General features: G+C 37.8%; 26 protein-coding genes and 1 pseudogene. 5 read left to right on the plus strand and 22 right to left on the minus strand.

Annotation, left to right across the window (positions count from 1 at the left end; all coding sequences use genetic code 11):
- Window positions 1-123: 123 nt before the first annotated feature.
- Window positions 124-942, plus strand: a complete 819-nt coding sequence (locus LAV82_RS01740; RefSeq protein WP_013058696.1) for a glycerophosphodiester phosphodiesterase family protein — start codon at window positions 124-126, stop codon at window positions 940-942.
- 27 nt (window positions 943-969) lie between these two features.
- Here LAV82_RS01740 and LAV82_RS01745 read toward each other — a convergent pair whose 3' ends face one another.
- The 12 genes and pseudogenes from LAV82_RS01745 to LAV82_RS01800 all read right to left on the minus strand — a co-directional run bounded on the left by LAV82_RS01745 (window position 970) and on the right by LAV82_RS01800 (window position 11,156).
- Window positions 970-1,656, minus strand: coding sequence for a hypothetical protein (locus LAV82_RS01745; RefSeq protein ID WP_057273894.1), 687 nt, complete (start codon window positions 1,654-1,656; stop codon window positions 970-972).
- 1 nt (window position 1,657) lies between these two features.
- Entirely contained in the window at window positions 1,658-2,500 is an 843-nt protein-coding gene (locus LAV82_RS01750; RefSeq protein ID WP_211077446.1) for an ATP-binding cassette domain-containing protein, read from the minus strand.
- A 119-nt stretch (window positions 2,501-2,619) separates the two neighbouring features.
- Entirely contained in the window at window positions 2,620-3,129 is a 510-nt protein-coding gene (locus LAV82_RS01755) for a GNAT family N-acetyltransferase (RefSeq protein WP_013058699.1), read from the minus strand.
- 35 nt (window positions 3,130-3,164) lie between these two features.
- Window positions 3,165-4,370 carry a TolB family protein gene (locus tag LAV82_RS01760; protein WP_499715545.1) on the minus strand — a complete coding sequence of 402 codons (1,206 nt, stop codon included), beginning with the start codon at window positions 4,368-4,370 and terminating at the stop codon, window positions 3,165-3,167.
- 361 nt (window positions 4,371-4,731) lie between these two features.
- Window positions 4,732-5,550 carry a membrane protein insertase YidC gene (gene yidC, locus LAV82_RS01765; protein ID WP_013058701.1) on the minus strand — a complete coding sequence of 273 codons (819 nt, stop codon included), beginning with the start codon at window positions 5,548-5,550 and terminating at the stop codon, window positions 4,732-4,734.
- A gap of 21 nt (window positions 5,551-5,571) precedes the next feature.
- Complete coding sequence (locus LAV82_RS01770; RefSeq protein ID WP_013058702.1) at window positions 5,572-5,844, minus strand: hypothetical protein; 273 nt, start codon at window positions 5,842-5,844, stop codon at window positions 5,572-5,574.
- A 211-nt stretch (window positions 5,845-6,055) separates the two neighbouring features.
- Window positions 6,056-7,435, minus strand: coding sequence for a sucrose-specific PTS transporter subunit IIBC (locus tag LAV82_RS01775; RefSeq protein WP_211077442.1), 1,380 nt, complete (start codon window positions 7,433-7,435; stop codon window positions 6,056-6,058).
- A 180-nt stretch (window positions 7,436-7,615) separates the two neighbouring features.
- A complete protein-coding gene (locus tag LAV82_RS01780) occupies window positions 7,616-8,443 on the minus strand; it encodes a PRD domain-containing protein (protein WP_013058704.1) in 828 nt (275 codons plus the stop codon).
- A gap of 37 nt (window positions 8,444-8,480) precedes the next feature.
- Window positions 8,481-8,978, minus strand: coding sequence for a PTS sugar transporter subunit IIA (locus tag LAV82_RS01785; protein ID WP_013058705.1), 498 nt, complete (start codon window positions 8,976-8,978; stop codon window positions 8,481-8,483).
- Window positions 8,979-9,232: 254 nt separating this feature from the next.
- Window positions 9,233-9,859, minus strand: a complete 627-nt coding sequence (locus tag LAV82_RS01790; protein WP_013058706.1) for an FMN-dependent NADH-azoreductase — start codon at window positions 9,857-9,859, stop codon at window positions 9,233-9,235.
- Window positions 9,860-9,999: 140 nt separating this feature from the next.
- Window positions 10,000-10,451: pseudogene (locus LAV82_RS01795) on the minus strand (transporter).
- 159 nt (window positions 10,452-10,610) lie between these two features.
- Window positions 10,611-11,156 carry a hypothetical protein gene (locus LAV82_RS01800; RefSeq protein ID WP_013058708.1) on the minus strand — a complete coding sequence of 182 codons (546 nt, stop codon included), beginning with the start codon at window positions 11,154-11,156 and terminating at the stop codon, window positions 10,611-10,613.
- 689 nt (window positions 11,157-11,845) lie between these two features.
- Between LAV82_RS01800 and LAV82_RS01805 the strand changes: the two genes are divergently transcribed.
- Window positions 11,846-13,012, plus strand: a complete 1,167-nt coding sequence (locus LAV82_RS01805; protein WP_499715547.1) for an FtsW/RodA/SpoVE family cell cycle protein — start codon at window positions 11,846-11,848, stop codon at window positions 13,010-13,012.
- 243 nt (window positions 13,013-13,255) lie between these two features.
- Here LAV82_RS01805 and LAV82_RS01810 read toward each other — a convergent pair whose 3' ends face one another.
- Both LAV82_RS01810 and deoD read right to left on the minus strand, forming a co-directional pair.
- On the minus strand, window positions 13,256-14,704 hold the full coding sequence (locus tag LAV82_RS01810) for a SulP family inorganic anion transporter (protein WP_499715549.1): 1,449 nt from the start codon (window positions 14,702-14,704) through the stop codon (window positions 13,256-13,258).
- Between the two features lie 219 nt (window positions 14,705-14,923).
- Window positions 14,924-15,628 (minus strand): purine-nucleoside phosphorylase, encoded by a 705-nt coding sequence (deoD, locus tag LAV82_RS01815; RefSeq protein ID WP_013058711.1) that lies wholly within the window; start codon window positions 15,626-15,628, stop codon window positions 14,924-14,926.
- Window positions 15,629-15,822: 194 nt separating this feature from the next.
- Between deoD and yoyE the strand changes: the two genes are divergently transcribed.
- Window positions 15,823-15,975 carry a protein YoyE gene (gene yoyE / locus LAV82_RS01820; protein WP_013058712.1) on the plus strand — a complete coding sequence of 51 codons (153 nt, stop codon included), beginning with the start codon at window positions 15,823-15,825 and terminating at the stop codon, window positions 15,973-15,975.
- A gap of 50 nt (window positions 15,976-16,025) precedes the next feature.
- On the opposite strand, the gene LAV82_RS01825 is transcribed toward yoyE, so the two are convergent.
- The 5 genes from LAV82_RS01825 to LAV82_RS01845 form a co-directional block, all read right to left on the minus strand.
- Window positions 16,026-16,349 (minus strand): hypothetical protein, encoded by a 324-nt coding sequence (locus LAV82_RS01825; protein WP_013058713.1) that lies wholly within the window; start codon window positions 16,347-16,349, stop codon window positions 16,026-16,028.
- Between the two features lie 246 nt (window positions 16,350-16,595).
- Entirely contained in the window at window positions 16,596-17,222 is a 627-nt protein-coding gene (locus LAV82_RS01830; RefSeq protein WP_013058714.1) for a phosphatase PAP2 family protein, read from the minus strand.
- 234 nt (window positions 17,223-17,456) lie between these two features.
- Window positions 17,457-18,227: a sporulation protein gene (locus LAV82_RS01835; RefSeq protein WP_013058716.1), complete on the minus strand. Its 771-nt coding sequence runs from the start codon at window positions 18,225-18,227 to the stop codon at window positions 17,457-17,459.
- A complete protein-coding gene (locus tag LAV82_RS01840) occupies window positions 18,214-19,047 on the minus strand; it encodes a serine/threonine protein kinase (RefSeq protein ID WP_499715553.1) in 834 nt (277 codons plus the stop codon). Before LAV82_RS01840 ends, LAV82_RS01835 begins: the two co-directional genes overlap by 14 nt.
- Before the next feature lie 6 nt (window positions 19,048-19,053).
- Window positions 19,054-19,308, minus strand: a complete 255-nt coding sequence (locus LAV82_RS01845) for a hypothetical protein (RefSeq protein ID WP_078082119.1) — start codon at window positions 19,306-19,308, stop codon at window positions 19,054-19,056.
- 117 nt (window positions 19,309-19,425) lie between these two features.
- On the opposite strand from LAV82_RS01845, the gene LAV82_RS01850 reads away from it, so the two are divergent.
- Window positions 19,426-20,487, plus strand: a complete 1,062-nt coding sequence (locus LAV82_RS01850) for a DUF2515 family protein (protein ID WP_013058719.1) — start codon at window positions 19,426-19,428, stop codon at window positions 20,485-20,487.
- Between the two features lie 58 nt (window positions 20,488-20,545).
- Here the strand turns inward: LAV82_RS01850 and LAV82_RS01855 are convergent, their stop codons facing one another.
- The 3 genes from LAV82_RS01855 to LAV82_RS01865 form a co-directional block, all read right to left on the minus strand.
- Window positions 20,546-20,716: a YozD family protein gene (locus LAV82_RS01855; RefSeq protein ID WP_013058720.1), complete on the minus strand. Its 171-nt coding sequence runs from the start codon at window positions 20,714-20,716 to the stop codon at window positions 20,546-20,548.
- Between the two features lie 265 nt (window positions 20,717-20,981).
- Entirely contained in the window at window positions 20,982-21,668 is a 687-nt protein-coding gene (yodN, locus tag LAV82_RS01860) for a germination protein YodN (RefSeq protein WP_013058721.1), read from the minus strand.
- Window positions 21,669-21,870: 202 nt separating this feature from the next.
- Window positions 21,871-22,086, minus strand: a complete 216-nt coding sequence (locus LAV82_RS01865) for a YozE family protein (protein WP_013058722.1) — start codon at window positions 22,084-22,086, stop codon at window positions 21,871-21,873.
- A gap of 408 nt (window positions 22,087-22,494) precedes the next feature.
- Between LAV82_RS01865 and LAV82_RS01870 the strand changes: the two genes are divergently transcribed.
- A complete protein-coding gene (locus LAV82_RS01870) occupies window positions 22,495-23,532 on the plus strand; it encodes an acyltransferase family protein (RefSeq protein ID WP_013058723.1) in 1,038 nt (345 codons plus the stop codon).
- The last annotated feature ends 21 nt before the right edge of the window (window positions 23,533-23,553 follow it).

Genomic DNA, 23,553 nt, shown 5'->3' on the forward strand with positions numbered 1-23,553 from the left:
GGCGTTTATTACTTTTAATTACATACTGGTTCGTTTTATTTAAATATTTACACAGCCTTAATATGAACACAACATCTCACTAGTAAACTAATGCATGACCCCTCAATAAAAAGGAGTTTTGATATGAGACGAAAATGGTGGTTTGTAAGCTCACTCACTCTTTGTTTATGCGGCATTTTTATGTTTATACATACGCAGGCAGCTTCTATTCAAGCAGAAAAAGTAGCCATTATTGCTCATCGAGGCGCATCAGGGTATGAGCCAGAGCATACGATGCAATCTTATCTCGCGGCCGTCCAGCAAAAAGCGGATTACATTGAACTTGATCTTCACATGTCTAAAGATCAGCAGCTTGTAGCAATTCATGACTACAAAGTTGACCGAACGACAAATGGAACAGGATATGTAAAACAATATACAGTGAAGCAGCTTCAGCGTTTGAACGCAGGAAAAGGTAATAAAAAAGCCGTCATTCCAACTTTAGAAGAAATATTCCGTACGTTTGGCAATCGAACAAACTATTATATTGAAACAAAATCTCCTCATGAATATCCAGGTATGGAAAAGGAATTGTTGACGTTGATGGCTAAGTACAACATTCATACCAATCACGTCATTGTACAATCATTTAGTCCTGAAAGCTTAAAAACCGTCCATCGATACCGACCTACTATGAAACTAATTCAACTGATTCGTTCTAAGCAAACCAATATGTTAACAGATCAGCAGTTCAGACAAATCAAAACGTACGCGAACGGCATCGGTCCGAACGCAAACACGCTGACAAAACCATATGTACAAAAAGCTCGCTCGTACGATTTAGACGTTCATCCTTATACAGTAAATGACGAAAAACAAATGAGAACGCTTATCGAGTGGGGCGTAACCGGTATGTTTACTAATTACCCGGATCGTCTTTATAACGTGCTTCATAATAAATAAACACTTGCCGCGGCAAGTGTTTATTCTTTATACATCTCTTCTATTCGCTCTCCACAAGTACAGGCTAATTAATGCTATGGCATAAAGCAAAGCCCAGCCAAACACCAAAAATTTGTTTAATCCTTCGTTAATAAATTGAATGATTGCAGATACGGGTGGCAATACATACAGCAGCAGTCCGCCTCCTTGATACGGAAATGAGACGCCTGCCGCGGCAAGCGTAACGATTAAAATAAATAGAGGTCCAAACCATGATAAGCTGCCTTCTCTTACAACATCTCTTGTAAAAACAAGACCTATGCTCATACCAAGCAAACTAAACGTCCAGTGAATAATAAACCCAAACACCATTTGCTTAGTGGATATATCCACTTCAAACATATCAAGCAGCACGGGATAAGCAATAGAAACCGCTGATAAAAACGTAAACAGCAGCATACAGGTAATAAGCTTGCTCATAAAGTACTTGTTCTTTTTCCCTACATGAAGTTTTGTAATAACTTCTTGACTGGAATCTTCTGCGTGAAACAGCGACATCGTAAACCAAGTGGTTAGAAAGAAGAGGAAAAGTGCCGTATTAAAAAAGCTATCAAGCACCGGGTTCGGTCTATATGTATAGTTCATACACAGCGAAATAATATAAAGTGCAAGCGGCGGAATATATCGATACGATTTAATGTATGTAATAAAATGATAGCGAATCAATGCACCCATCTTAAATTTCTTCCCTTTCCATATGATATAGCTTTACAACTTCAGCTTGAACAGCAAGCAATTCTGCAAGAAACTCATTTACATATTTTTTATCTATATAAAAAGTCCAGTAGTTTCCGTGCTGTTCAATTTTTGTGCACTTTTCTTTTAATAAACGAAGCGGCTTATTGAGAATGACATTTGCCTCAATAACCGTTAAATGCTCAATGAGTTGAACGCGCTCATTTTTTAAAATGCGCTGTGAGCCAATGGTGATAACACGATCGGCTACAGCATGAATGAGCCTTTCTTCATGACACGTAAATACAATGGTCATCCCTCGTTCTTTGAGCTTTGTAAAAATCCGTTCTACTTCTAGCTGAGCACGAGCATCTAATCCTGATAGAGGTTCATCAAGCAATAGCAGCTTAGAAGAACTCAGCAGTGCTTGCATCATGTTGACTTTTTGCTTCATTCCTTTTGAAAAAGAAATGATTTCTTCATGTCTAAACTCTACCATTTCGAAAGTTTCGAGCAGTTCTTCAATTCTAGAGCTGCGCTTTTTCTTAGATAATCCTTGAATTCGCCCCATGTGCTGCAGATAACCTGCTAGCGTAAAACGCAGCTCCTGAGGAAATTGTTCCACCACAAATCCAGGCGTACCGGTTTCTTTATGAAGGTGAATTGTCCCTTTAGTCGGTTTAGATAATCCGCCAATTAGCTTTAAAAACGTACTTTTTCCCGCACCGTTTTTTCCAACAATCGCGACAGTCTCTCCTTTATAAAGGGTCGTGTGAATGTTTTCTAATACGGTATGTTTTTTGTATACTTTTGCAACATTTTTTAATTCAATCAGTTTTTCCATCTGCTGCCTCGCCTCTCCATAATCCTATATGTTAAATCATAGCATATTTATGGGAAATGTGCTTCCATCTCTATACGTTTCAGCTAAATTTTTCCCGCACAAAAAAGCCTTTGATATGATCAAAGGCTTTTCATACACAATACCATATGCTCTTCATCGATAAATTCACCATCTACTTGAAGAGCTCTTTTTTCATACGCATAAGAAGTAAAACCGAGGCTTTTGTATAGGACTTTTGCTCCTTCATTTTTAGCAGCGACGGCCAGGTAGATTTGCAAAACATTTGTTTTTGAAAAAGCTTGTTCAACAGCGGTTTTTAACAGCTTCTTTCCAAGACCTTTCCCCCTTGCTTCAGGGGCTACGTACATCCCCCAAATATCTCCTTTATGCTGAACTTTTAAAGGCTTTTGCTGCTGAAACCCTACGATCCCCACAAGCTGTTTTTCTATAAAAGCTCCTACTACAAATTCTGATTGACTGCTTGGAAAATAATTTCGGATGTCAGCAATTTCTTTTTCATATTCTTCTTCATAACTTAAAATAAAACTTTCGGGATGATCTTTTAAAGCACGAAGACGGAGTTCAAAGTACGCGTCAGCGTCTTCTTTTACCAACAATCGTATATTCATTTTTTCACCTTAGTTTCTTATGTTTTAATTAGCTATTAAGGGTTGTACACGCTAAATACTTCATTCCACCGATACAGCTCATAATAATTTTCCGGCAGGTCTAAGCCTGAAATAAGTACCTTATGATTTTTCGTGTCTTTTACGCATGTTAAAAGATTTGCTTGTTTTCGATTTGTACGAATCCACATCGTTTGATTCGTTGCTTTATGATAAACAGGCGCATAATCTCCTAAGCCTTTTTGTGGAAATGTGAACTGACTTTGCTTATTGGTCTTTACGTTCATGCTATACAAAAAAGGCAGTGGCCTCTTTTTTTCATCATTCGACCACCCTGCTTCGGGCACACGTGAAATGATGATGTTATCTTTTTCTGTCCAAGTAAAATCCCAATCTGCGAAGCCTTTTGGAGTAAACACATGTTCTTTAAAAACCGGCATCTCTTTTAAAGTGAACTTTTTATTTTCAGTGGCAAACCTTCCTTCCCCATTAATAAATGCCAGTACTGACTCTTCATTACTCCACTTAAACCAATTGGGTACATTAAGCATATCTCCCACTACTTGAAAAGCTTTCCCTTCTTTTGTAATGATGCACAGCTTATTTGCATCTGCAGACATCGAAGCCGTTGGAATAGCAATAAAACTAATCCATTGACCGTTAGGAGACCATTTGAAGCTGCTTGTTGTATAGGCAAAAAATGAATCATTTTCTGCTGGCAGCGTCGTAAAAGCCTCCACTTTTTTTACGTCTAACCCTGCATATTTGCTCACTGTATATAGCTTTACCGGTCCCCATCCGGTCGGCGCCAGCGCAGCAGCTGACGTAATTAAAAATCGATCTCCTTCTGGAAACCATGAAAACTGATCAACTCCTACGGCTACACGCTTCTTTTCATGCGTTTTAACGTTGTAATATACTAAGATTCCATTCGAAATATACGCAAGTTCCTCAGCAACCGGTGACCATTGATAATGAGTCACATCATGTTCAACAAGTAACGGCTTTCCTTTTAACGGTGCAATCATTAAAGAATCATTTTCTGCATAAGCAACTATGTCTCCATGTGATGACCATTGAGGCATAGAGGCATGACGGGCATAGGATAACTGCCTTTCGGTACCGTTATCATATACCCATAGGTTTCCTTGCCGTATAAAACTGACTTTCACTGTATTGGCAGCATTTATTTGCATAGGGAACAACATAAGAAAAAGCAGACATAACGCTATTTTTTTCACCATGTTCACTCCTGTCTTTTTTTATAGCGTTACACAAATCTCCTCATCTCATCACATTTTTGAAAAAATAAAAGAGGTTAAGACATAACGAAATGAATTTAATCGAAAGACGAACAAATGGGATACATGAGCTGAACCTCTTGTGACACCGCAGTTGATTTCCGTGCAAGACTTCGTCTAGCCCTCCAATCAACTGCTAGAAGCAACGAAATAGATGAAATCTCCGTTCACCATAACAAAAAAAACAAACCACTAATCAAATATTTTGATTAATGGTTTGTTTTTCACTTCGGCTAAACTACTTTTGTCCCAGCCTCTTTTAAAAAAATAAAAAAGCGCAGCGAATAGCTGCGCTTTTTGTATATTATGATTTTGACTTAGATTTTGGTGATGGCTTTGTTTTAGCTTGTGCTGTATTATTAGCCGCATCTTTTTCTTTTAATAAACTCATACGTTTTTTCAAGTAGTAACCTTGTCCAATTCCGAATAAGTTACCAATTACCCAATATAATGCAAGAGCAGATGGAAGTGAAATTCCCGCTACTAAGATGAAGATTGGCATAATGTTCATCATCATTTTCATTGGAGGTTGAATTTCATCCGTCATACTTACACGAATTTGTAAGAATGTCGTAATCGCTGCAACTACCGGTAAAATGAAGTAAGGATCTGGCTTTCCTAAACTTACCCATAAGAATGAATGCTGCGCAATTTCATGCGTTCGTGCAATGGCATTATAAAATGCGATAATAATAGGCATTTGAATAAAGATTGGCAAACATCCGCCAACCGGATTAATTTTATGCGTTTGGTAAAGCTGCATCATTTCTTTTTGCTGCTTTTGCTGTGTTTCAGGATCTTTTTTACCAGCATATTTCTTTTGAATCTTTTCCATCTCTGGACGAAGTGCTTGCATAGCCATCGTGCTCTTTTGCTGTTTTAAAATAAGTGGCAATAGAACTAAACGAATGATAACCGTCGCAATAATAATAGACAGACCATAGCTTCCGCCTGCCCACTCAGCAATTTTCGTTAATGCCATAGATAAAGGGTAAACAAAATAATGATCCCAGAATCCGCCGCTTGTAGCCGTGACCGGTGTTTTTGTACTGCTACAGCCGGCTAGAGCTAAAAGAAGCGCTCCCATTAAACCAAGCAATAATAATTTTTTATTTCTTTTCATATTCTTTCCTCCTAATAATGACTAAATGTATGAAGTGTTTTTCAGAAGGAAAGGATCTTCTTCATCATTATTCTTCTCTTTAACTGGTGTTTTTCTATACACATGTATAAATACATTTCGTCTTTTCCATATTGTTAATACTGAAGGGTCAATCCCTGCATTCACATGGTCGGTGACAGGTTCCGCATGAAAAGCCGTAAACCTAGCTTCACGAAGCATATAATAACAAAGGATGTATAAAACGAAAGCAGATAAATACGGCGCATATAGAAAAAGATCGTGATAAAATTCCATGTGCCAGCTCTCTTTCTGACTATAATAGTACAATCCAATATATGTAGTGTAGCATTTACGTTCCTGTTACACAACATCAACTTATCTCTTTGACTGTTCTACGTATTACTTTTTAAAAAGTTTCATATTTACGACACAAAATTTGCTCACCATAAAATATGATGAGCAAATCTAATACCATTCTTTATTCTCGTATGCTTACCGCTGCTTCTCAGTCTTCTTTTAGTTTCATGAACCACGTAACGCCGAATGCTACACCTACAGAAATAATCATGCCGATTATATAGTGAATTAAATTGCTCATACCAAGCGGTGCAGCAATGGCCATCATTGGAATACCTGTGAGTCCGTAGGCATTGGCTACTACGTGCATAAGTACAACATAGCCTCCTCCGGCTGCTCCGCCTATAGCCGCCGCAATAAATGGCTTGCGAAGTCTTAAGTTGACGCCGAAAATAATCGGTTCTGTAATTCCTAAGAAGGAAGAAATAGCCGCTGGAATCGCAATTTTTTTCGTTTTGGCATTTTTCGTCTTAAAGTAAACAGCCAGCCCTGCTCCTCCTTGCGCCACATTCGCGCAGGCCCAAATAGGAAGTAAGAAGTTAACGCCAATCTTCGGATTAGCAAGCAGTCCTGCTTCAATAGCATGAAAACTGTGCTGCAAGCCTGTTAATACAATGGTGGAATATAAGCCACCAAACAAAATTCCTGCAAACACTCCGGCTACATCGTATAGAGACTGAAGGCTGATCGAAATTAAATCTCCAATATAGCGACCGAAAGGACCAATAAACACAAGTGACACAAATCCTGTAATAATAACAGTTAAAAAAGGCGTAACAAGTAAATCAACCGAATTCGGCACAATTTTCCGGAGTCCCTTTTCAATTTTGCTCATGACGTAGATAGCCAATAAAATCGGAACGACCGTACCTTGATAGCCAATCAGCGGAATACTTAAGCCAAACAAATCCATATATTCTGGCTTAGCATCTGCTAATGTCCACGGATTTAATAACATCGGATGCGTTAAGATCCCGCCGATAACCGCTCCCAGATAAGGATTTGAACCAAATTCTTTTGCAGCTGAAAACCCGATTAAAATCGGTAAAATGATAAATGCTGCGCCTGAGAACATATCCAACAACACAAACAACGCGCTATCTTTTGAGACCCAGTGGAACGCTTTCATCATCCCGAGCAGTCCCATTAGCAAACCACTGGCTACAATGGCTGGAATAATCGGAACAAAAATATTGGAAAGCATGCGGGCAAAACGGGCAAATGGGTTCATTTTCTTTTTCATTTCTTCTTGATGATCCGCTGGGGCAGCAGCCTCGTCAGCACCTAATTCTTTCACAAAAGCAGCGTGGATTTTATTAACGAGACCGGTTCCAAAAATGATTTGAAACTGTCCTGAATTTGAAAAAGCCCCTTTTACATCTTCTATTTCATCTAAACCTTTTTGATCGATTTTGCTTTCATCTCGAATAACTAGGCGCAAACGCGTAGCACAGTGCTGCGCACTAGCAATATTTTCTTTTCCTCCTAAAAGCGGAACAAGTTTTTTAGCAATTTCTTTTACGTCCATCTTACTTCCTCCTTTTTGTATGTCATAAAAAAAGCAAGACCTAAAACACGCTTATAAAAGACACACTTGTCCTTCATGCGCATTCTAGGTCTTGCCTGCTTTACCAGTCACAATCCCGATTATTCAATTAATACGCTTTCATTGTACTCAAAGCAACAATATTCGTCAATGTTTTTTTTTCTATATTCTTTGCTCTATTCGGCAAATGTGAAGCGTAATGTATCCTAGCTCCGCTTCTGGAAAATTAATTTCGTACTCATCTTTGACAAATTGCTTTATCGTTTCAGCACACTGATACGATTTTTTATATTTGACTTTTAATACGTCGAGCATCTCTTCATCCATTTCATGAAAAGGTTCATTTTGCGCTAAACGGTTTAACGCAAAGCGCAAGTGAGTCAGCAGCCGCTGATAGGACATGCTGTTTTCATCAATCTCCGTATTCAGCTCTTTTTTTATAATCGTAACCATTTCATTAATAATCGTTGTATTCATCATGAGCTGCTGCATTCCCGGTGAATTCAGTTTCGCCGTATGAATATGAAGCGCAATATATCCCGCTTCGTCAACCGGCATCGTGATATCTAATCTCTTTTTGATATGCTGAAGAGCCCATACTCCTATTGCATACTCAGGCTGATAGAGAGATTTAATTTCATTAAGCAATTTATTTTGGATGGAAATACCGCGGGCTATCCTTTCAACAGCAAAAGATAAATGATCGCTCAAAGCAATATGCACATGATGACTTAACGTAGCAGAAAGCTGCTGCTCAGCATAAGAAATGATTTCTTCCGCCACTTGAATATGCTCTTCAGGAAGGTTTTTTAATAGTTCCTGAAACTTTTCCTGTTCTTCTTTCATGACAAAGACTTTCTCCACTTTTGCAGCATTAATAAGATCATTTTTACCTTTTTGAAAAGCAATACCGGGACCCATCGCAATTTTTTCAACTCCGCCTTCCTTAAAGACAACGGCGTTGTTATTTAACACTTTTAAAATCTTCAAATGCGCTCTCCTTTCTTAAAGGAAAAGGCCTTGCTTATTACTTCATCGTTACTTTTGCACAAGCCGTTTCGCCTTTTTGAACCGTCCCTTGAGCCAAAATTTCGAAACTTTCACTTGCATCACTGTTTGTAATAACGATTGGTGTGATAATGCTTTTCGCTTTTTCTTGAATAAGCGCTAAATCAAATGTGATAAGAGGTGTTCCTACACTTACTTTGTCACCTTGTGCCACGTGAGCTTCGAATCCTTCGCCTTCCATTGCCACTGTTTCAAGGCCGATATGTATTAATACTTCCGTACCGGCTTCTGTTTTTAAGCCTACCGCGTGTTTTGTATGGAAAAGCTGAACGACTTCCCCAGCAACAGGTGAAACAACTTGTCCTTCTGAAGGTTCGATTGCAAAACCGTCTCCCATCATCTTCTGTGAGAACACTGGATCTGGCACTTCGCTTATTGGCAGGATATTACCTGAAAGCGGAGCTAGAACGGTTGTTTCTTTTGATTTTGTCTTATTACCAAATAATTTTTTAAACATCTCAATCACCCTTTTTTAGATTGTACTTGTAGCATACCCCAATGATTCTGCAGAAAAACTTCCCCTATCCCGATGTTACGTTAACATGGTCATTATTTAACCATGCTTTTTTTGTCTTGTAAATAAAAATGTATAATCGTTTTTATAAGAAGTACGTTCTCTACGCTGCATTTTATGTAACCCTTTACATATTTTCCGAAGGCGGGATATTGAATTTTAAACCTAAAAAAAGCCCTTTTAAAGGGCTTTTGACATTAGAACGTTGATGCAACTTCTTTTGCTTTTTCAGATGCTTTTGCTAGAATATTGTCTGCTTCTGCTGGTGTGTAAGCCATGCCTTCTGCAACAACCAGTTGGAAATCTTGAACACCAATAAAGCTCATCACTGTACGTAAATAGCTTTGAGTAAATTCTAGCTCTGCCGCAGGGCCTTCTGAATACACTCCTCCACGAGCTTCTAGTAATACTACTTTTTTATCTGAAGCTAATCCTACTGGACCATTTTCAGTATATTTAAACGTTTTTCCTGCAATTAAAATGTTATCAATATATGCTTTCATTAGTGGAGGGAAGCTTAAGTTCCACATTGGAGCTGAGAAAATAACTTTGTCAGCTTGTAAAAACTGCTCTACTAATTCACCCATACGCGTTACTTTTTCTAATTCAACGGTTGATAATTCTTCACCAGCTCCAGCTTTTCCCCATGCCGCTAAAACATCTCCATCAATGAATGGAACTGTTTCTTTATACAGATCAAGCGTTGTCACTGTATCAGTCGGGTTTGCTGTTTTATACTCATCTAAGAAAACCTGTGCTAAACGAGTTGAAAATGATGCTTCATCAACCTGCGGATTTACTTTTACATATAATACATTTGCCATAAATGTCATCTCCTAAAAAGTGTCTATTATCATTAGTTCGAGATATTTCTAAACAAATTATCTTTAATTCGAGATTTATTATATAACGCCATTTTTTATGCGTCAACCTTTTCGCACAAAAAAACTCCGCAAGCGGAGTTTTATACACATTGAAATTCTCGAATTTGATTTACATCTACCCCAGCATACACCCAGAAAGATCCTGTCCAGCGATATCCTGCAACTGAGCGTCTGCCTACAAAGGTTGGGTAAAACCAGTAAGGTCGACCATTTCTCGGCCATATATAGGTATATCGGTATAAGCATCCTGAAATAGCGCCTGGATCAACAGCATAAAGCGATGGACCTCCTGAACCTAGCTTTGGTGTAGGTGTAAAAGCTGGCGGTGGACTTGAAGGCGGCTGCGCTCCTCCCTGCGGGGGAAACCCTTGGCCCCCTCCTCCAGGTGGTGGCGGTGGAAATCCTTGGCCTCCTCCTCCAGGTGGCGGTGGCGGAAATCCTTGGCCTCCTCCAGGTGGAAACGATGGAAACCCTTGACCTCCTCCAGGTGGAAAAAATTTTGAAAACGTGGATCGTATTGATATGGATACATACGCACTCCCCCTTTATAATGCTTGCTACGTTACAATATGCATCATAATGAAGATAGGTGAATGTCTACTTTTACCTTCTATAGACTAATTGTACGTGTCAAACTTGATGAGCTCAAAGGGGAGCCTTACCGGAGGAAATAATAAATCCAACACGGAAACTACTTGCGTGTTGGATCTGCTTGCGGGAAATATTTTTCAATAAAATTATACAGCCAAAATACGGTAATCAAAATAGGAGCTATTAGAAAAGGATGTTGAACCCACATTTTTACCAGTACCTTTTCAAATGACGGAATCGATTTTAACACTTGAAATAACGAGCTTCCGCTAAAAATAACGCTCGTTCCTATCAATAAAAAAGATAGCCAGTTAAATTGATCCATCCACATGCTCATAGAGATATAAAAACTAACACCTGTTCCTATGCCCCCCATTATTCCGCTTAAAATACTTTTTACCGAAAAAGGAATCCCTACAAACCATCCGGCTCCTAGTCCTGCACACCCTGCTAAAATGCTAGAAAAAAGCAGCGGCTGCTCAAGCCAGAGACATGCATTCACTCCAACCACTAAGGTGACATGTATTCCTACGTGAAGGGAAATTCTTTTGCCAACAGGCTCTGAAACATAATGATAGTAGCGCCCGCTATAAAAAATTGTCCACCATAATAATAAAAATGCTATCACACTTGCCCCTATAATCATAAACACACCTCTCTACGTTATGATTCTATTAATCTCTATCTATTATTTTCCTAATATCCTGTGTCTCTTATTCGTTAATCTATCCGTATACCTTCTATACATTCGTTCATCAGCAAGAAAGTAGAATATAACTGTATTCTTGTCTCAATTGTTTACTCGTGGGAGTGCTAAGAAGTTGAATGTCTGCATGTAGAAAAAGATAGTGTAGAACACTTTCTCTTATCTTTACTATTATTCATATGTATAGCTTGCTAGATTTAGTCCTCGCAGTTTAGAATTTTTCAGTCGTTCATATGAAACTATTTGCCCTTTCTTTCGTTATATATATACACGTTTCTTTATCTTTTCACGTGCAAAAAAAGATAAATTCCTATAATATGTTTTCATATTAACCTTTAAGGAGATAAAGAAGATGAATTGAATAAATCCCTGCAAATAGAGTTTTTAGAAAAAAAGAAATTGTTATCATTTCTCCTATTTATGTTATAGAATAATTCATGTATAATAAAAGGCTGTATGGTAACGCAGCTTGCGACATATCTTTTCTTACTTTTAGCAAGTCTATATTCAAAGCAAAAACTGCAAAGTGGGGTTAGTGCGACTCTTCATTAATCGACTTTGCATTAAAAACCAGCATTTTTCTTTTATCATAAAGAAAGAATGAGATTTAATAGTGACAGGTGAATAATATGGGTGAAAATCAAAGAAATGTTAGTAGATTTGACTGGAACTTGGCTTTCCTAATCTTCCTATTGTTTTGCGTAAGCGTTGTGGCAATCCATAGTGCTGAAAAAATTGGGCAGTATGATAAGAACTTCGTAGCGCAACAAGTTGTGTTTTATATAATCGGAATGGTGATTATAGGGTTTATCATGCGTTTTGACTCCGATCAGCTTCAAAAGCTAACGTGGGTTTTTTATGGATTTGGGAACTTTTTATTACTTCTTTTACTAGTGGCTCCGTCAAGCATTGCCAGAGAAATTAACGGGGCAAAAAGTTGGTTCACACTTCCCGGCTTTTCGTTACAGCCATCAGAGTTTATGAAAGTGTTTTTGATTATCACACTGAGTACGGTCATTGTTAAACACAATGAAAAATATCGTATCCGGACAGTAAGAGAAGACTTTTTACTGCTTGGTAAACTGGGTGCTGTACTTGCTTTACCTTTATTATTAATTATGCAGCAGCCTGACTTAGGTACCGCTCTTGTGTTCTTAGCAATCACGGTCGGACTTGTATTTGTTTCAGGCGTAAGCTGGAAAATCATCGCGCCTGCATTTTTAGCTATTACGGCGGTTGGTTCTGTCATTTTGGGACTTGTTGTTTATGCACCTAACCTATTAGAAAAGTATCTAGGGGTTAAGCAATACCAATTTGGACGTATTTATTCTTGGCTTGATCCTGAGTCATATAGTTCGGGAGAGGGCTATCATTTAAAGAAATCGTTAGATGCAATTGGATCAGGAATGGTAAACGGTAAAGGAATCGGAAATGGAGTTGTCTATTTGCCAGAGGGACAGACCGACTTTATTTTTGCGGTTATTGGAGAAGAGTTTGGCTTTATAGGCGCCAGCATTGTTATTAGTCTTTTCTTCGTACTCGTTTATTACTTGATCAAGCTAGGCCTTGAAACAAAAAATGAATTCAATTCTTACTTATGTGTAGGCGTTATTTCAATGCTTACGTTCCACGTATTTCAAAATATCGGTATGACCATTCAAGTCTTGCCTATTACCGGAATTCCACTTCCTTTTATTTCATATGGAGGTAGTTCACTGATGGGGAACATGTTTGCAATGGGTCTGATGTTTGGAATCTCATGGCATCATAAACGCTATATGTTTGGAAATGATTAAAGAGAGACGATGGTCTCTCTTTTTTCTTTTATCTCCCTATTAAGCATGCTACAATGAAGAAAACGTTTCCAAATCCTGTTTTAAAAGGAGCGGATATGCATGCTTGATTACCAATATCGGCGCAAAGCCTATGCTATTTTGTTAAAACAGACATCCGTACCTTCATCTACAACTTCTTTTTCCACCTGGCTCATACAGCTACTAAAACGAAACAAGTAAAAAAGGTGTGCTACTGCACACCTTTTATTTGTTCGACAGCGACGTTATGCCAATTTGCCTTACGATTTTTTTACTGTCTTCATTTAATCCTTTTACAATAACCTTTTTATTCAATCGCTCATATTTATCGATAATTTTTGAGATGCCGATCACGGCCGATTGATCCCATATATGAGAAGAACTAAAATCAATAATGATGGTATCCGGGTCTGTTTCATACTGAAATTCATCCATGAAGAAGCTGATGGTGGCAAAAAATAATTGCCCTGAAACCCTGTATTGCTTCATATTGCCTTGTGTTTGTGAAGTTGTTTTGATTTTAGCCATCTTCCAGCCAAATACAATCGTACTTAAAACAATACCTACCATTACTCCTAATGCTAAGTTATGTGTAAACAATACGATAACCACCGTAACAACCATTACAATGGCATCCGATAGTGGGTACTTCGTTAAGTCTTTAAGGGACTGCCAATCAAATGTACCGGCAGCTACCATAAACATAACGCCTACAAGAGCAGCCATTGGAATCTGTTTAACAACATCGCCAAGCACCATAATTAAGAACAATAAAAAGACTCCGGCCACTAAGGTAGATAGCCTTCCACGTCCCCCTGATTTTACATTAATCATAGATTGTCCAATCATGGCACAGCCAGCCATTCCTCCAAAGAAACCTGTTACAATATTAGCGATGCCTTGACCGCGCGCTTCTTTATTTTTATTCGAAGGCGTATCTGTAATTTCGTCCAGCACCGTTGCCGTTAGCATAGATTCAAGTAGGCCTACAATCGCTAAAGGAAGCGAATAAGGTAAAATGATAAGCAGTGTCTCCACTGATAAATCAACCTTTGGAAAGTGAAGAACCGGAAGCGAACGCGTAATATTCCCCATATCTCCTACCGTTTTTAAATCTAAATGAAAGACAATCGCTACAATCGTCATCAAGACAATGGCAACAAGCGGAGATGGTATTGCTTTGGTCATGAGCGGAAACAAATAGACGATGAGCAGCGTTCCGGCTACCATTGCGTACATCATCCAATTTGCTCCTTGAAAATGGGGAAGCTGTGCTGTAAAAATTAAAATACCTAGCGCATTTACAAATCCAATCATAACTGTTTGAGGAAGAAATGATAAAAACCTTCCTACTTTCAAAACACCAAGTAAAATTTGAATAATTCCGGTTAAAACAGTAGCTGCAAATAAATACTCAATGCCGTGATCTTTGACTAAGTCAATCATCAATAAAGACATTGCTCCTGTTGCAGCTGAAATCATAGCTGGTCTTCCGCCTGTAAAAGCAATCACAATTGCCATACAAAAAGATGCATACAGGCCAACCATGGGATCGACACCGGCGATAATGGAAAAAGCAAGGGCTTCTGGAATAAGCGCAAGAGCAACTGTCATCCCAGACAAAATATCTGCTCGAACGTTTGAAAACCACTGCTGTTTAATACTTGCCATCATGATGGTTGATCACCTCTTATGAATTTTTTATACGATTTTCGACTTTCACGAAAATCAAAGCCGTTTTTAACGTATCAAATCGTACCATACAATTTCCCGTTTGGAAACAATTAATTTTCACAAATAAAAAGGCGAGAAGCAATCAAGCTTCTCGCCTTTTTATTTGTTACGCCGCAGCATTTCGCTGCCATTCAGCAAATAAACGAAATGAAATTATGTTCATTCATTAATTGCTGCTTCAAGCGCAACAACAATCATATCGTTAAACGTCGTTTGACGCTCTTCTGACGTTGTTTCTTCACCAGTGAAAATGTGATCACTTACTGTTAAAACCGATAAAGCATTACGGCCGTATTTAGCGGCTAGGGTATACAAAGCCGTTGTTTCCATTTCAACTGCCAATACGCCGTGAGCTGCCAATTTTTCTAGCTGGCCGTCTTCATTGTAAAATTGATCAGATGTAAATACACTTCCTACTTTTAACTGAAGGCCTTTTTCAACACCTGCATCGTAAGCGCGCTTTAATAAATCAAAGTTAGCTGTCGGTGCATAGTCAATAGGACCAAATTTAACGCGGTTCATTTGTGAATCACTTGACGAAGACATGGCTAAAATAACGTCACGTACTTTTACATCTTTTTGAATTGCTCCGCATGTACCAACGCGAATTAGGTTTTGAACACCATATTCATTCATTAGTTCATTTACATAAATAGCAATTGATGGTACACCCATTCCTGTTCCTTGAACAGAAACGCGCTTTCCTTTATATGTTCCTGTGAATCCAAGCATACCGCGCACTTCGTTATAGCAAGTTACATCTTCTAAAAACGTTTCTGCAATGTATTTTGCACGAAGTGGATCACCTGGAAGTAAAATCGTTTCTGCAATATCACCTTGTTTTGCCCCAATATGTACGCTCATTTCGTACCTCCTATATGTAAAAAATCTTACGCTTTCACTATACCATATTGTATCCCTTGCTTGTCTATTTACTTCTAACATTATGCGTCAAAAATAAAAAGGCATACAGCCCAAAAAATGGCGTAGTATGTCTTTTTATATAAGGGTACGCTAATAGCGCAAGGGATTTACTAACGTTAGCTGAGGTGATATGTATGGGAAAAAAACATCGCAATCGAATTAATTCGCCTAAAAAGAATAATCATATTCCAAAAGAAGCAATTATAGCAGAACATGAAGCCCATGGGGATGAATATTCAGCAACAAACCGAAAAAATGGCCCTGGCCATCATACTCGTGATTACTAAGGGTCAACATATAAATAAAAAGCGGCCAGATAGGTCGCTTTATCTTATGTTTAGCGTACGTGCAGGCGGTTCACTTTTTGCCAGCCGTCTGTCCATAGCTTGTAGTAATACTTTCCTCGAGTACCTTCGTCAATTAACAAAATATCGCCTGTGCTGATAAACCTCGCATCACAATCTTTTGGCAAATTATCAGCAATATTAAACATTTGAAATACTTGTGTTGCTGCGTCTTGATGATCGAATGCTGTAATCGTTAGACGATGGACAGGCTTATATCCGCGCTTTTCGCCTTTTTCTTCTGTTTGCATAATGGTTACATCATATTCTGTGCTAATATTAAATTGTTTTTTTATTGTGGTCCACACACTCAACATTCTTCCCTCCACCCAAAAGCAAGTATTTACTCTTTTACGTCATGTATTCTTATATAATTAGTGATAAAATCCGAAAATCCTTTATCGAATTAAAACGTTTTTTGTCGAAATTACTAGTTTTTTCTTATTAAATATGTACATAAAATATTTGTTTCCCATTTTATCATTAGTTGTTTTTGAATGGATGAATCAATAGGCCTACTTAAACAAAATGAAATATTAACGAAAAAAATGTAACCATTGCTCCTATTTTTGGTTATATAGGCGTTTAGAAAGGAGATAGACTCCTAAGGACCAAGCAAGTCCTAAACAATATCCTGCTAGTATATCCGTTAAAAAGTGGACACCTAAATACAAACGGCTAAATCCAATTAATAAAATAACAATAGCTATTACGCATGCAGCTGCCGTTTTAACAGCCCTGCTTCTTGTATACATCCATATTAACAAAAGTACTCCGCTGTAAAACGCCATTGAGTTCATGGCATGTCCGCTCGGAAAACTATAGTGAGAGGCGGGAACGACTTGACTCCAATCAGGTCTTGGTCTTGCAAAAATCTCCTTCAATCCCCAATTTAAAGCGCGAACTCCCCAAAAAACGAGCGTGATATATAAAGCGAGCAACCCTTTTCGTTTATAAAGAAGAAATACTATAATTGCAAACCATATTGGCGCAGTGACATACCAAGATCCTACGGTTGTTATAAATATGATGATGGGTGTTAACGTGTCCGTCCTCCATCCTTCAATGGTATGAAGTACATTAAAGTCAAGCTGTTTCACCCAAGGTGTATTAAACGTAAATAAAATGAGTAAAAAGAAAGCTAAAAGCGATACAATAAATAGAGAATATTTTGTAGTGCGATTTACCATTTTTTTTTCCTCCAACCTATTAAAAGAAAAAGCATGTAGCGTTCTACATGCTTTACTTATTCACACGTTTTGGCTGAATATAGTCTTCCGGCTTAGGAGCTTGATGAACGACAAATTCAGCCGAAAATTCCTCTTTTGCATTTATTTTTTTCGTTTGCTTTGATTGCGGCATATACCTCTCTCCTTTCTTTTTACTGTCTTTAATATACGAAAAATAAAGGAGAGCTATGCACGTTAGCTATAGCGTGAAATAATATTGGTTAATATATTTTTTAACTGAGGAATTTCTTTTTCAGAAACATGAACATGAACGAGCGACTCATCTGCATCCAGCATTTCAGATAGAAAGCCGCCAAACCCTCTGGCACGTCGATCTACTTCTATAAATAAATCGTAGTCATGTAAGCCGCTCGGCTGTACGATGATTTCAATTTCATCTACTTTCCCAGCGTACAATCCACCGCTTGGAACAAATTCAAATTCTTGAACAAAAGGAAGTCTTTTTCTCATCCGGCGAGGGGCTTCTTCGCACTCGACTTGGCGCAAGCGAAAGCCAAGCTGTTCCATAGCTTCAATTGCGCTTGTTACCATAAGGTTAGGAAGCACTTTTACATGATCAATATCTGACGGATCAACGGCATCTTTAATATCGAGGCTCGTCGCCACCCAAACCCGGGTTCTCCCTAATGTAACAGGCGTATCATCAGGCAGCTGAAAGGTAAAAGGAATAGATTTCGTTTCAGATGGTTGAATCGTGAACGGGTCGTTAATCTTAAACGTATTGAGCTCAATATCCTGCTTGTATTTTTTATCGTCTCTTTCTTTTACATAAGTTGTGAATAGACGCAGATAGATGCTGTCAATTTTCTGCTCAACATTGCCTCCGTACACTTCAACAATCCCTTCAATCTTTTCACCAGCACGAAATTCATCATTGACAAGCTTAGCGTCCACTCGCGCTGCACCAATTCCAATGCGGGCTAACGCTTTATTAAATAGCGCCATACTTTCCCCTCCCTAAGTTCTTACTATTTATATAGTCATAAATATCTTTTTGTAAACTTTTAATGCTTTCATACGATTCATCTGCTCTCAGCATTTTTTGAATGATGATCTTAATAGGTGTCGACAAATTTAGCTCTTGTTCCCAGCTTCTTTCTTGTTTTTCCGTCGGCTCATAACCAGAGTATAATAAAAATAAAAGAAAATGACCAAGTGCATAGATATCGCTTGCAGCGGATGTTTGTCTCATAAACTGCTGTTCTTCTATAAGGGTGCTTGTTTCTTCATGGTCCCCTAAAAATCTAGCAAGACCAAAGTCAATAACATAGATGGTTCCGTTAACATCAATAATATTTGGAATACGAAGATCACGGTGAATGATTCCTTGCTCATGAATAGCAGAAACTACGTCTAGAATATTAAGTAAAATGTCAAGCGCTTGTTCTTCCGTATACACGCACTTCTCTTCAAAAATTAAACCTTCAAACGTTTTCCCTTGAATCAATTCCATCACTAAGAAACAACCTTCATCTGTTTCGATAGCTTCATACAGTGAAGGAATTTGAGGATGATTTAATTGAGACAGCAGTTTCGCTTCATAATGATAAGACTTCAGCCCCTGAGACGTGCGCTGCTTTGTTTTACGGAGCTGTTTTACTACTACCTCTTTTTGTTGCACAATATCGTTAGCAACATATGTTATACCATAGCTTCCCATTCCCAGTACATCTATGATTTCATAGCGCCCGCAAATGACTTTTCCTTTTTTAAAAGGGCGGTCAACTAACCAGCGATGAAGGTGTTTGAACATTCGATTTTTCATCATAAATCAACTTGAGAAAAAGCTTGAGAAGAAGCTTCCACTTTTACGTTTGCGCTTGTAGTGGTGGTGGCCATATTTTGAATGACTGTGGCTGTCATAATATTTGCTTCGTTTATAATCGCTACTGCTGCTATGGTGACGAGGACGTCTGTAATGCTGATCACTGCTGCTGTAGTGACGAGGACGTCGATAGTGTCGATCGCTGCTGCTGTAGCGTCGATGTTTAGATCCAGTTAATGATTCAAAAATTTTTCTGAACATAAAGAAAACCTCTTTTCTTAACATTTGTTACCCTTTATACGTACGAAATGTTATAAAGGTTTCAAAAAGTCCCTTACCCTTTTTTTATATAGTTAAACGTTTCAAAGGAGGCTTAACATGACTTCTACTGACACAAATTCTCTCATTAAATTGGAGGATGTTCTTCGCCTGCAGCAGATGATGCAGCTCAAACCTCCTGCTACCCTCCCGCTGTCTTTTATCGGAGAAGACGTAAAATTGATTCAAGAGATTCGAAAAAAAGTAAAAAAAGCTAATCAAAACAATGTTACACGTACCCAAGCTTATTTAGACTATTATCAAAAACACCCCGAAATTCACTGGGCTTTTTTAGCACACTTGGTTTCACGGAACGGCGGCTATTACATGACAGATCTCTCCACTACCTTAATAAAATCCCTGCTTTCTCCAGAAAAACAGCACGCGTACTTCTTGTTTTTAGAACATTCCAATTCCGCCATTTTTCATGATGCTTACGCTCAGCTGTTACTCTATGAAAAAAGCAAAGAGCAAAACAGCAATCTGTTTCATTTACTACCCGCTTTTCACATATCTTTTTTTATGAAAACTGTTTGGAATGACTTTTGGCAGCATAGAAACAAAACGCTCTTATCAATAGCCCTGATTGTGAACGAACAGTATCATATCGAAAAAAATGTTCTCTTTAAAAAAGAGTTTCAGCGGGATGTTCTTCACTCTTGGCAGTTTCACACTCAAAACTTTCTCGGTATGACTCAAATCGTCTTTCCCTATTATTCAGGTAATAACATTGATTTATGTGGAACAAAAGTGTATCATTTCGAGTCTGTCTTAAAACGGATTGAAGTGGGAAAAACTTTATACGTTCTTCTTTTTTATTCAAACTTGCATGATTCTATCTATACATTTAGCCTTAAACACCCCCACACAGGGTCTCGAAGCGATTATAATACGGATATATTTACAAAGAATCGAACTCATTCCAAAAAGCTGTATAGCCCGACTTTAAATATGAGCTGGGGAGACCGCGTACACCTTTTTTTAAGAAAAGATGAGTGGTTTGAAGACGAAAGCATATTTTCTCTCCTTGAGTCTATTCCCGCTTCTTCAGTTAAAAAAATTCCCATTCAGCATCATATAAAAGTGCAATCCGCTATTAAAGCTGCTAACCCTTTTTCATAGCCGCTGTCTCATAAACAAAACGACGAGTTTCCCCGTCGTTACAGATGTATCTATCTTTTTATTCTTCATCTTGCTCATCAATAATACATTTATCAATGAGATAATCAAAAGTTATATCCGCTAATTCGCCTAGCTCTTCTTCAGCGGGAACATAGCCTCGCTTGACTAGTTCATTGTAAAAGAACTCCGCAATTTCTTCCGTATCAATGACCACTTCGATTTCTTTCACAATATCACTCCTTATCCCGTTTGAACGGATTAGCGTACCTTATTTTTCTTAAAAATAGGTTCACTCCATCTTCTGCTTGAAGTTTTACCTTATACACATTTATGAACAATTCAGCAATAGTATGTCTAAAATTTCAGCAGTTTAAATAGAAAGGTAATTATCCCCATTCTTTTTTCATTACCATCGCCGTATACACAATAAAAGATAGCTAAGAGAGATGTGATGATCTATCTCGGCTATCTTTTATTTATTAGGCATCTACCTGCTATTTTCCTTGTTCGGATTTTGCTATCTTTTTTAAATGTTTCAGCACTAAGTTCATGACTTCAGCGTATTCTTCATCTTCAAAAAGCTCATACAAAAATTTATAATCATTGTACACATCTAAAAGACCGTTTATAATCTCATGCTTTTCTTTAGTTAACCTCACTTCTTCTTTTTCAGAACCGTTTTGTTTTTTCATCTTTGGTAGCAACTCCGTCTTTTTAATTTCTTTACCTAAATACAACATATCAACACTTTGAGCATAATTTTCTGTTTCCTCATGAGGAGTTACGAGAATGAGTTCTTCTTCACTAGCCTCAAGCCATTCTCCATCTGTTACACGTGACAATTCATAGACAATATCTTCCCATGAATCCTCTTTATAACGCCATATTTCTGTTCGAATACCAATGATTTTAAATAACTCTTTTCCATAATTAAAAACCTGGACGATATCGCCGAAGAAAAATTTATATTCAAGCTCTACTCTTTCCTGTACTAATATTTGACCTTCATATTCTTCTAGAAGCTCAATTGTATCTTCTAAAAAAAGACCTTCACTATGGTTGATTTCGTATACAAAAATCCCATCCATTACTTTTATATCGGTAATAGTGCCAACGGTCCCGTATATTGTTACAACGACTGTTTCACCAATTCCGTATTTAGGTTTTTTCTTCCCTGCCATCGTCGCACCTCCTTAGTAAACATACACCTACTGAAAAGTTACAATATTATATGCAGTAACTAAAAAAGGGGAAGTATAACATCTTTAGAACCAAGCCTTTATTATCTATTGCCCTCTATCATTTTTACCCCTGCTTATTGCATGAGCTAAAGAAAATAAAAAAGCAGGCTGATGGATATCCATCAGCCTGCTTTTTTATTTCTCACGCATTATTTTGATAAAGCTCCCATGCTTCATCAAATACGGTCATACTTGATAAATAATGTCCGTTGAGCTCTAAATAAGAACTCAGTTCGTCATAATCTGTTGAAGATTTCGGGAAGCTGTGATCATCATAAGCACTTCGCGCAAACTCTCCCATTCGATCATGTTTTTTATTTGATCGGAATTTCATTATATAGTGATAAAAGGATTTCATCGTACTCCCCCTCCAGCGGTATGTGTATCTTTTCTATCATTTTTTCAAGAAATCTACAACTTTCTTCTGTGATATGTAGATGTCGAACACTGCAATATAAGTGGTTTACCGGACAAAAAATATTAAATTCATGTTACAGTTGCAAAACAAATTTCACTATTAGCGTAACGAATAAATATTGTTATATCAATATTTTTCTTTTTTCAAAAAGATATTTGTAACAAAAACACATCGTTTTTATAACAAAAGCGTTGATTCGACAGGTTTCTCAAGCCTTTATGTAATTGCAAAAAAGAAGAATTCATGTTTTAATTCCGTAGTGAAAGGTTATTCTAACAATAATCGCCATTTAAATAAATCTTGTTGGTGGGAGGTTTACATCAGCATATGTTGAGGAAAAATAATACTATGAATACTCGAAATGCTTACTTTGATAATGCTAAATTTGTATTAATTTTTTTAGTTGTATTTGGACACATGATTTCTCCGTACCGAACAGATAGCAGCGGAATGCTGTCCATTTATCACTTTATCTTTATTTTCCATATGCCTGTCTTTATTTTACTAGCAGGTTATTTCTCAAAAAATTTTCATAAAAAAGGCTATTACAAAAAAATATTTACAAAGGTGGCTCTTCCTTACTTAGCTTTCCAAACTATCTATACCCTTTATTATAGTGTGCTTTATACAGATGAAACGTACACGCTTCAATATTTGGTTCCTAGATGGGCAATGTGGTTTCTACTGAGCTTAATTTTTTGGAAATTAATGCTTCCTTTCTTTGCGAAATTCCCGATGTGGATTAGCTTAACTGTCTCTATTTCGCTTGGACTTGCAATGGGCTTCATTGATATTGACGGATTTGATAAAATTCTAAGCATTAGCCGAATGTTTGTCTTCTTCCCGTTTTTCCTTTTAGGCTACTATTTGTCACAGCGACAAGAGCCTTTTACAAATCTTTTGACAGCGCGAAATCGAATCATTGCATCCATCGTATTACTAGTGACATTAATCGGAAGCTATTCTTTCTTAGACGACACGGCTTACACAGATATGCTGTATGGAACGAACACGTACGACAATGTGGCCGAATTTTTAATGCGCGTTTCTCACTATGGAATTGCTTTTCTTGTATCTTTTGCCTTTATGGCTTTAATTCCAACGCGCGGTTTTGCTTTAACAAGCATTGGACAGCGATCCCTATACGTGTATTTATTGCACGGCTTCATTCTAAAATGGTTCTTTACAACTGACTTCTCAAAAAGTCTAGAGCCAACATCATGGGGTATTATCGTCTTAATCGCCCTGTCCATTTTAGTAACGATGCTTCTCGGCAGCCGTATTGTCGATTGGTTCATCACCGGTACCAAGCTCATTGTTCAGTTTGTTACACCTAAAAAAGCCATTCAGAAATTTTCACTAGCATTCAAACGTACGTTTTCATAAAAGTCATACTCCTAAAGGAGT

Source organism: Bacillus sp. ILBB4 (assembly GCF_035064545.1).
Classification (GTDB): Bacteria; Bacillota; Bacilli; order Bacillales; family Bacillaceae_H; genus Priestia.

What these genes read in the sequence shown, in the direction of transcription:
- LAV82_RS01740 (WP_013058696.1), top strand. Translation starts at nt 124, where the DNA reads ATGAGACGAAAATGGTGGTTTGTAAGCTCACTCACTCTTTGTTTATGC.
- LAV82_RS01745 (WP_057273894.1), bottom strand. Translation starts at nt 1,656, where the DNA reads ATGGGTGCATTGATTCGCTATCATTTTATTACATACATTAAATCGTAT.
- LAV82_RS01750 (WP_211077446.1), bottom strand. Translation starts at nt 2,500, where the DNA reads ATGGAAAAACTGATTGAATTAAAAAATGTTGCAAAAGTATACAAAAAA.
- LAV82_RS01755 (WP_013058699.1), bottom strand. Translation starts at nt 3,129, where the DNA reads ATGAATATACGATTGTTGGTAAAAGAAGACGCTGACGCGTACTTTGAA.
- LAV82_RS01760 (WP_499715545.1), bottom strand. Translation starts at nt 4,370, where the DNA reads ATGGTGAAAAAAATAGCGTTATGTCTGCTTTTTCTTATGTTGTTCCCT.
- yidC (WP_013058701.1), bottom strand. Translation starts at nt 5,550, where the DNA reads ATGAAAAGAAATAAAAAATTATTATTGCTTGGTTTAATGGGAGCGCTT.
- LAV82_RS01770 (WP_013058702.1), bottom strand. Translation starts at nt 5,844, where the DNA reads ATGGAATTTTATCACGATCTTTTTCTATATGCGCCGTATTTATCTGCT.
- LAV82_RS01775 (WP_211077442.1), bottom strand. Translation starts at nt 7,435, where the DNA reads ATGGACGTAAAAGAAATTGCTAAAAAACTTGTTCCGCTTTTAGGAGGA.
- LAV82_RS01785 (WP_013058705.1), bottom strand. Translation starts at nt 8,978, where the DNA reads ATGTTTAAAAAATTATTTGGTAATAAGACAAAATCAAAAGAAACAACC.
- LAV82_RS01790 (WP_013058706.1), bottom strand. Translation starts at nt 9,859, where the DNA reads ATGGCAAATGTATTATATGTAAAAGTAAATCCGCAGGTTGATGAAGCA.
- LAV82_RS01800 (WP_013058708.1), bottom strand. Translation starts at nt 11,156, where the DNA reads ATGATTATAGGGGCAAGTGTGATAGCATTTTTATTATTATGGTGGACA.
- LAV82_RS01805 (WP_499715547.1), top strand. Translation starts at nt 11,846, where the DNA reads ATGGGTGAAAATCAAAGAAATGTTAGTAGATTTGACTGGAACTTGGCT.
- LAV82_RS01810 (WP_499715549.1), bottom strand. Translation starts at nt 14,704, where the DNA reads ATGATGGCAAGTATTAAACAGCAGTGGTTTTCAAACGTTCGAGCAGAT.
- deoD (WP_013058711.1), bottom strand. Translation starts at nt 15,628, where the DNA reads ATGAGCGTACATATTGGGGCAAAACAAGGTGATATTGCAGAAACGATT.
- yoyE (WP_013058712.1), top strand. Translation starts at nt 15,823, where the DNA reads ATGGGAAAAAAACATCGCAATCGAATTAATTCGCCTAAAAAGAATAAT.
- LAV82_RS01825 (WP_013058713.1), bottom strand. Translation starts at nt 16,349, where the DNA reads ATGTTGAGTGTGTGGACCACAATAAAAAAACAATTTAATATTAGCACA.
- LAV82_RS01830 (WP_013058714.1), bottom strand. Translation starts at nt 17,222, where the DNA reads ATGGTAAATCGCACTACAAAATATTCTCTATTTATTGTATCGCTTTTA.
- LAV82_RS01835 (WP_013058716.1), bottom strand. Translation starts at nt 18,227, where the DNA reads ATGGCGCTATTTAATAAAGCGTTAGCCCGCATTGGAATTGGTGCAGCG.
- LAV82_RS01840 (WP_499715553.1), bottom strand. Translation starts at nt 19,047, where the DNA reads ATGAAAAATCGAATGTTCAAACACCTTCATCGCTGGTTAGTTGACCGC.
- LAV82_RS01845 (WP_078082119.1), bottom strand. Translation starts at nt 19,308, where the DNA reads ATGTTCAGAAAAATTTTTGAATCATTAACTGGATCTAAACATCGACGC.
- LAV82_RS01850 (WP_013058719.1), top strand. Translation starts at nt 19,426, where the DNA reads ATGACTTCTACTGACACAAATTCTCTCATTAAATTGGAGGATGTTCTT.
- yodN (WP_013058721.1), bottom strand. Translation starts at nt 21,668, where the DNA reads ATGGCAGGGAAGAAAAAACCTAAATACGGAATTGGTGAAACAGTCGTT.
- LAV82_RS01865 (WP_013058722.1), bottom strand. Translation starts at nt 22,086, where the DNA reads ATGAAATCCTTTTATCACTATATAATGAAATTCCGATCAAATAAAAAA.
- LAV82_RS01870 (WP_013058723.1), top strand. Translation starts at nt 22,495, where the DNA reads ATGAATACTCGAAATGCTTACTTTGATAATGCTAAATTTGTATTAATT.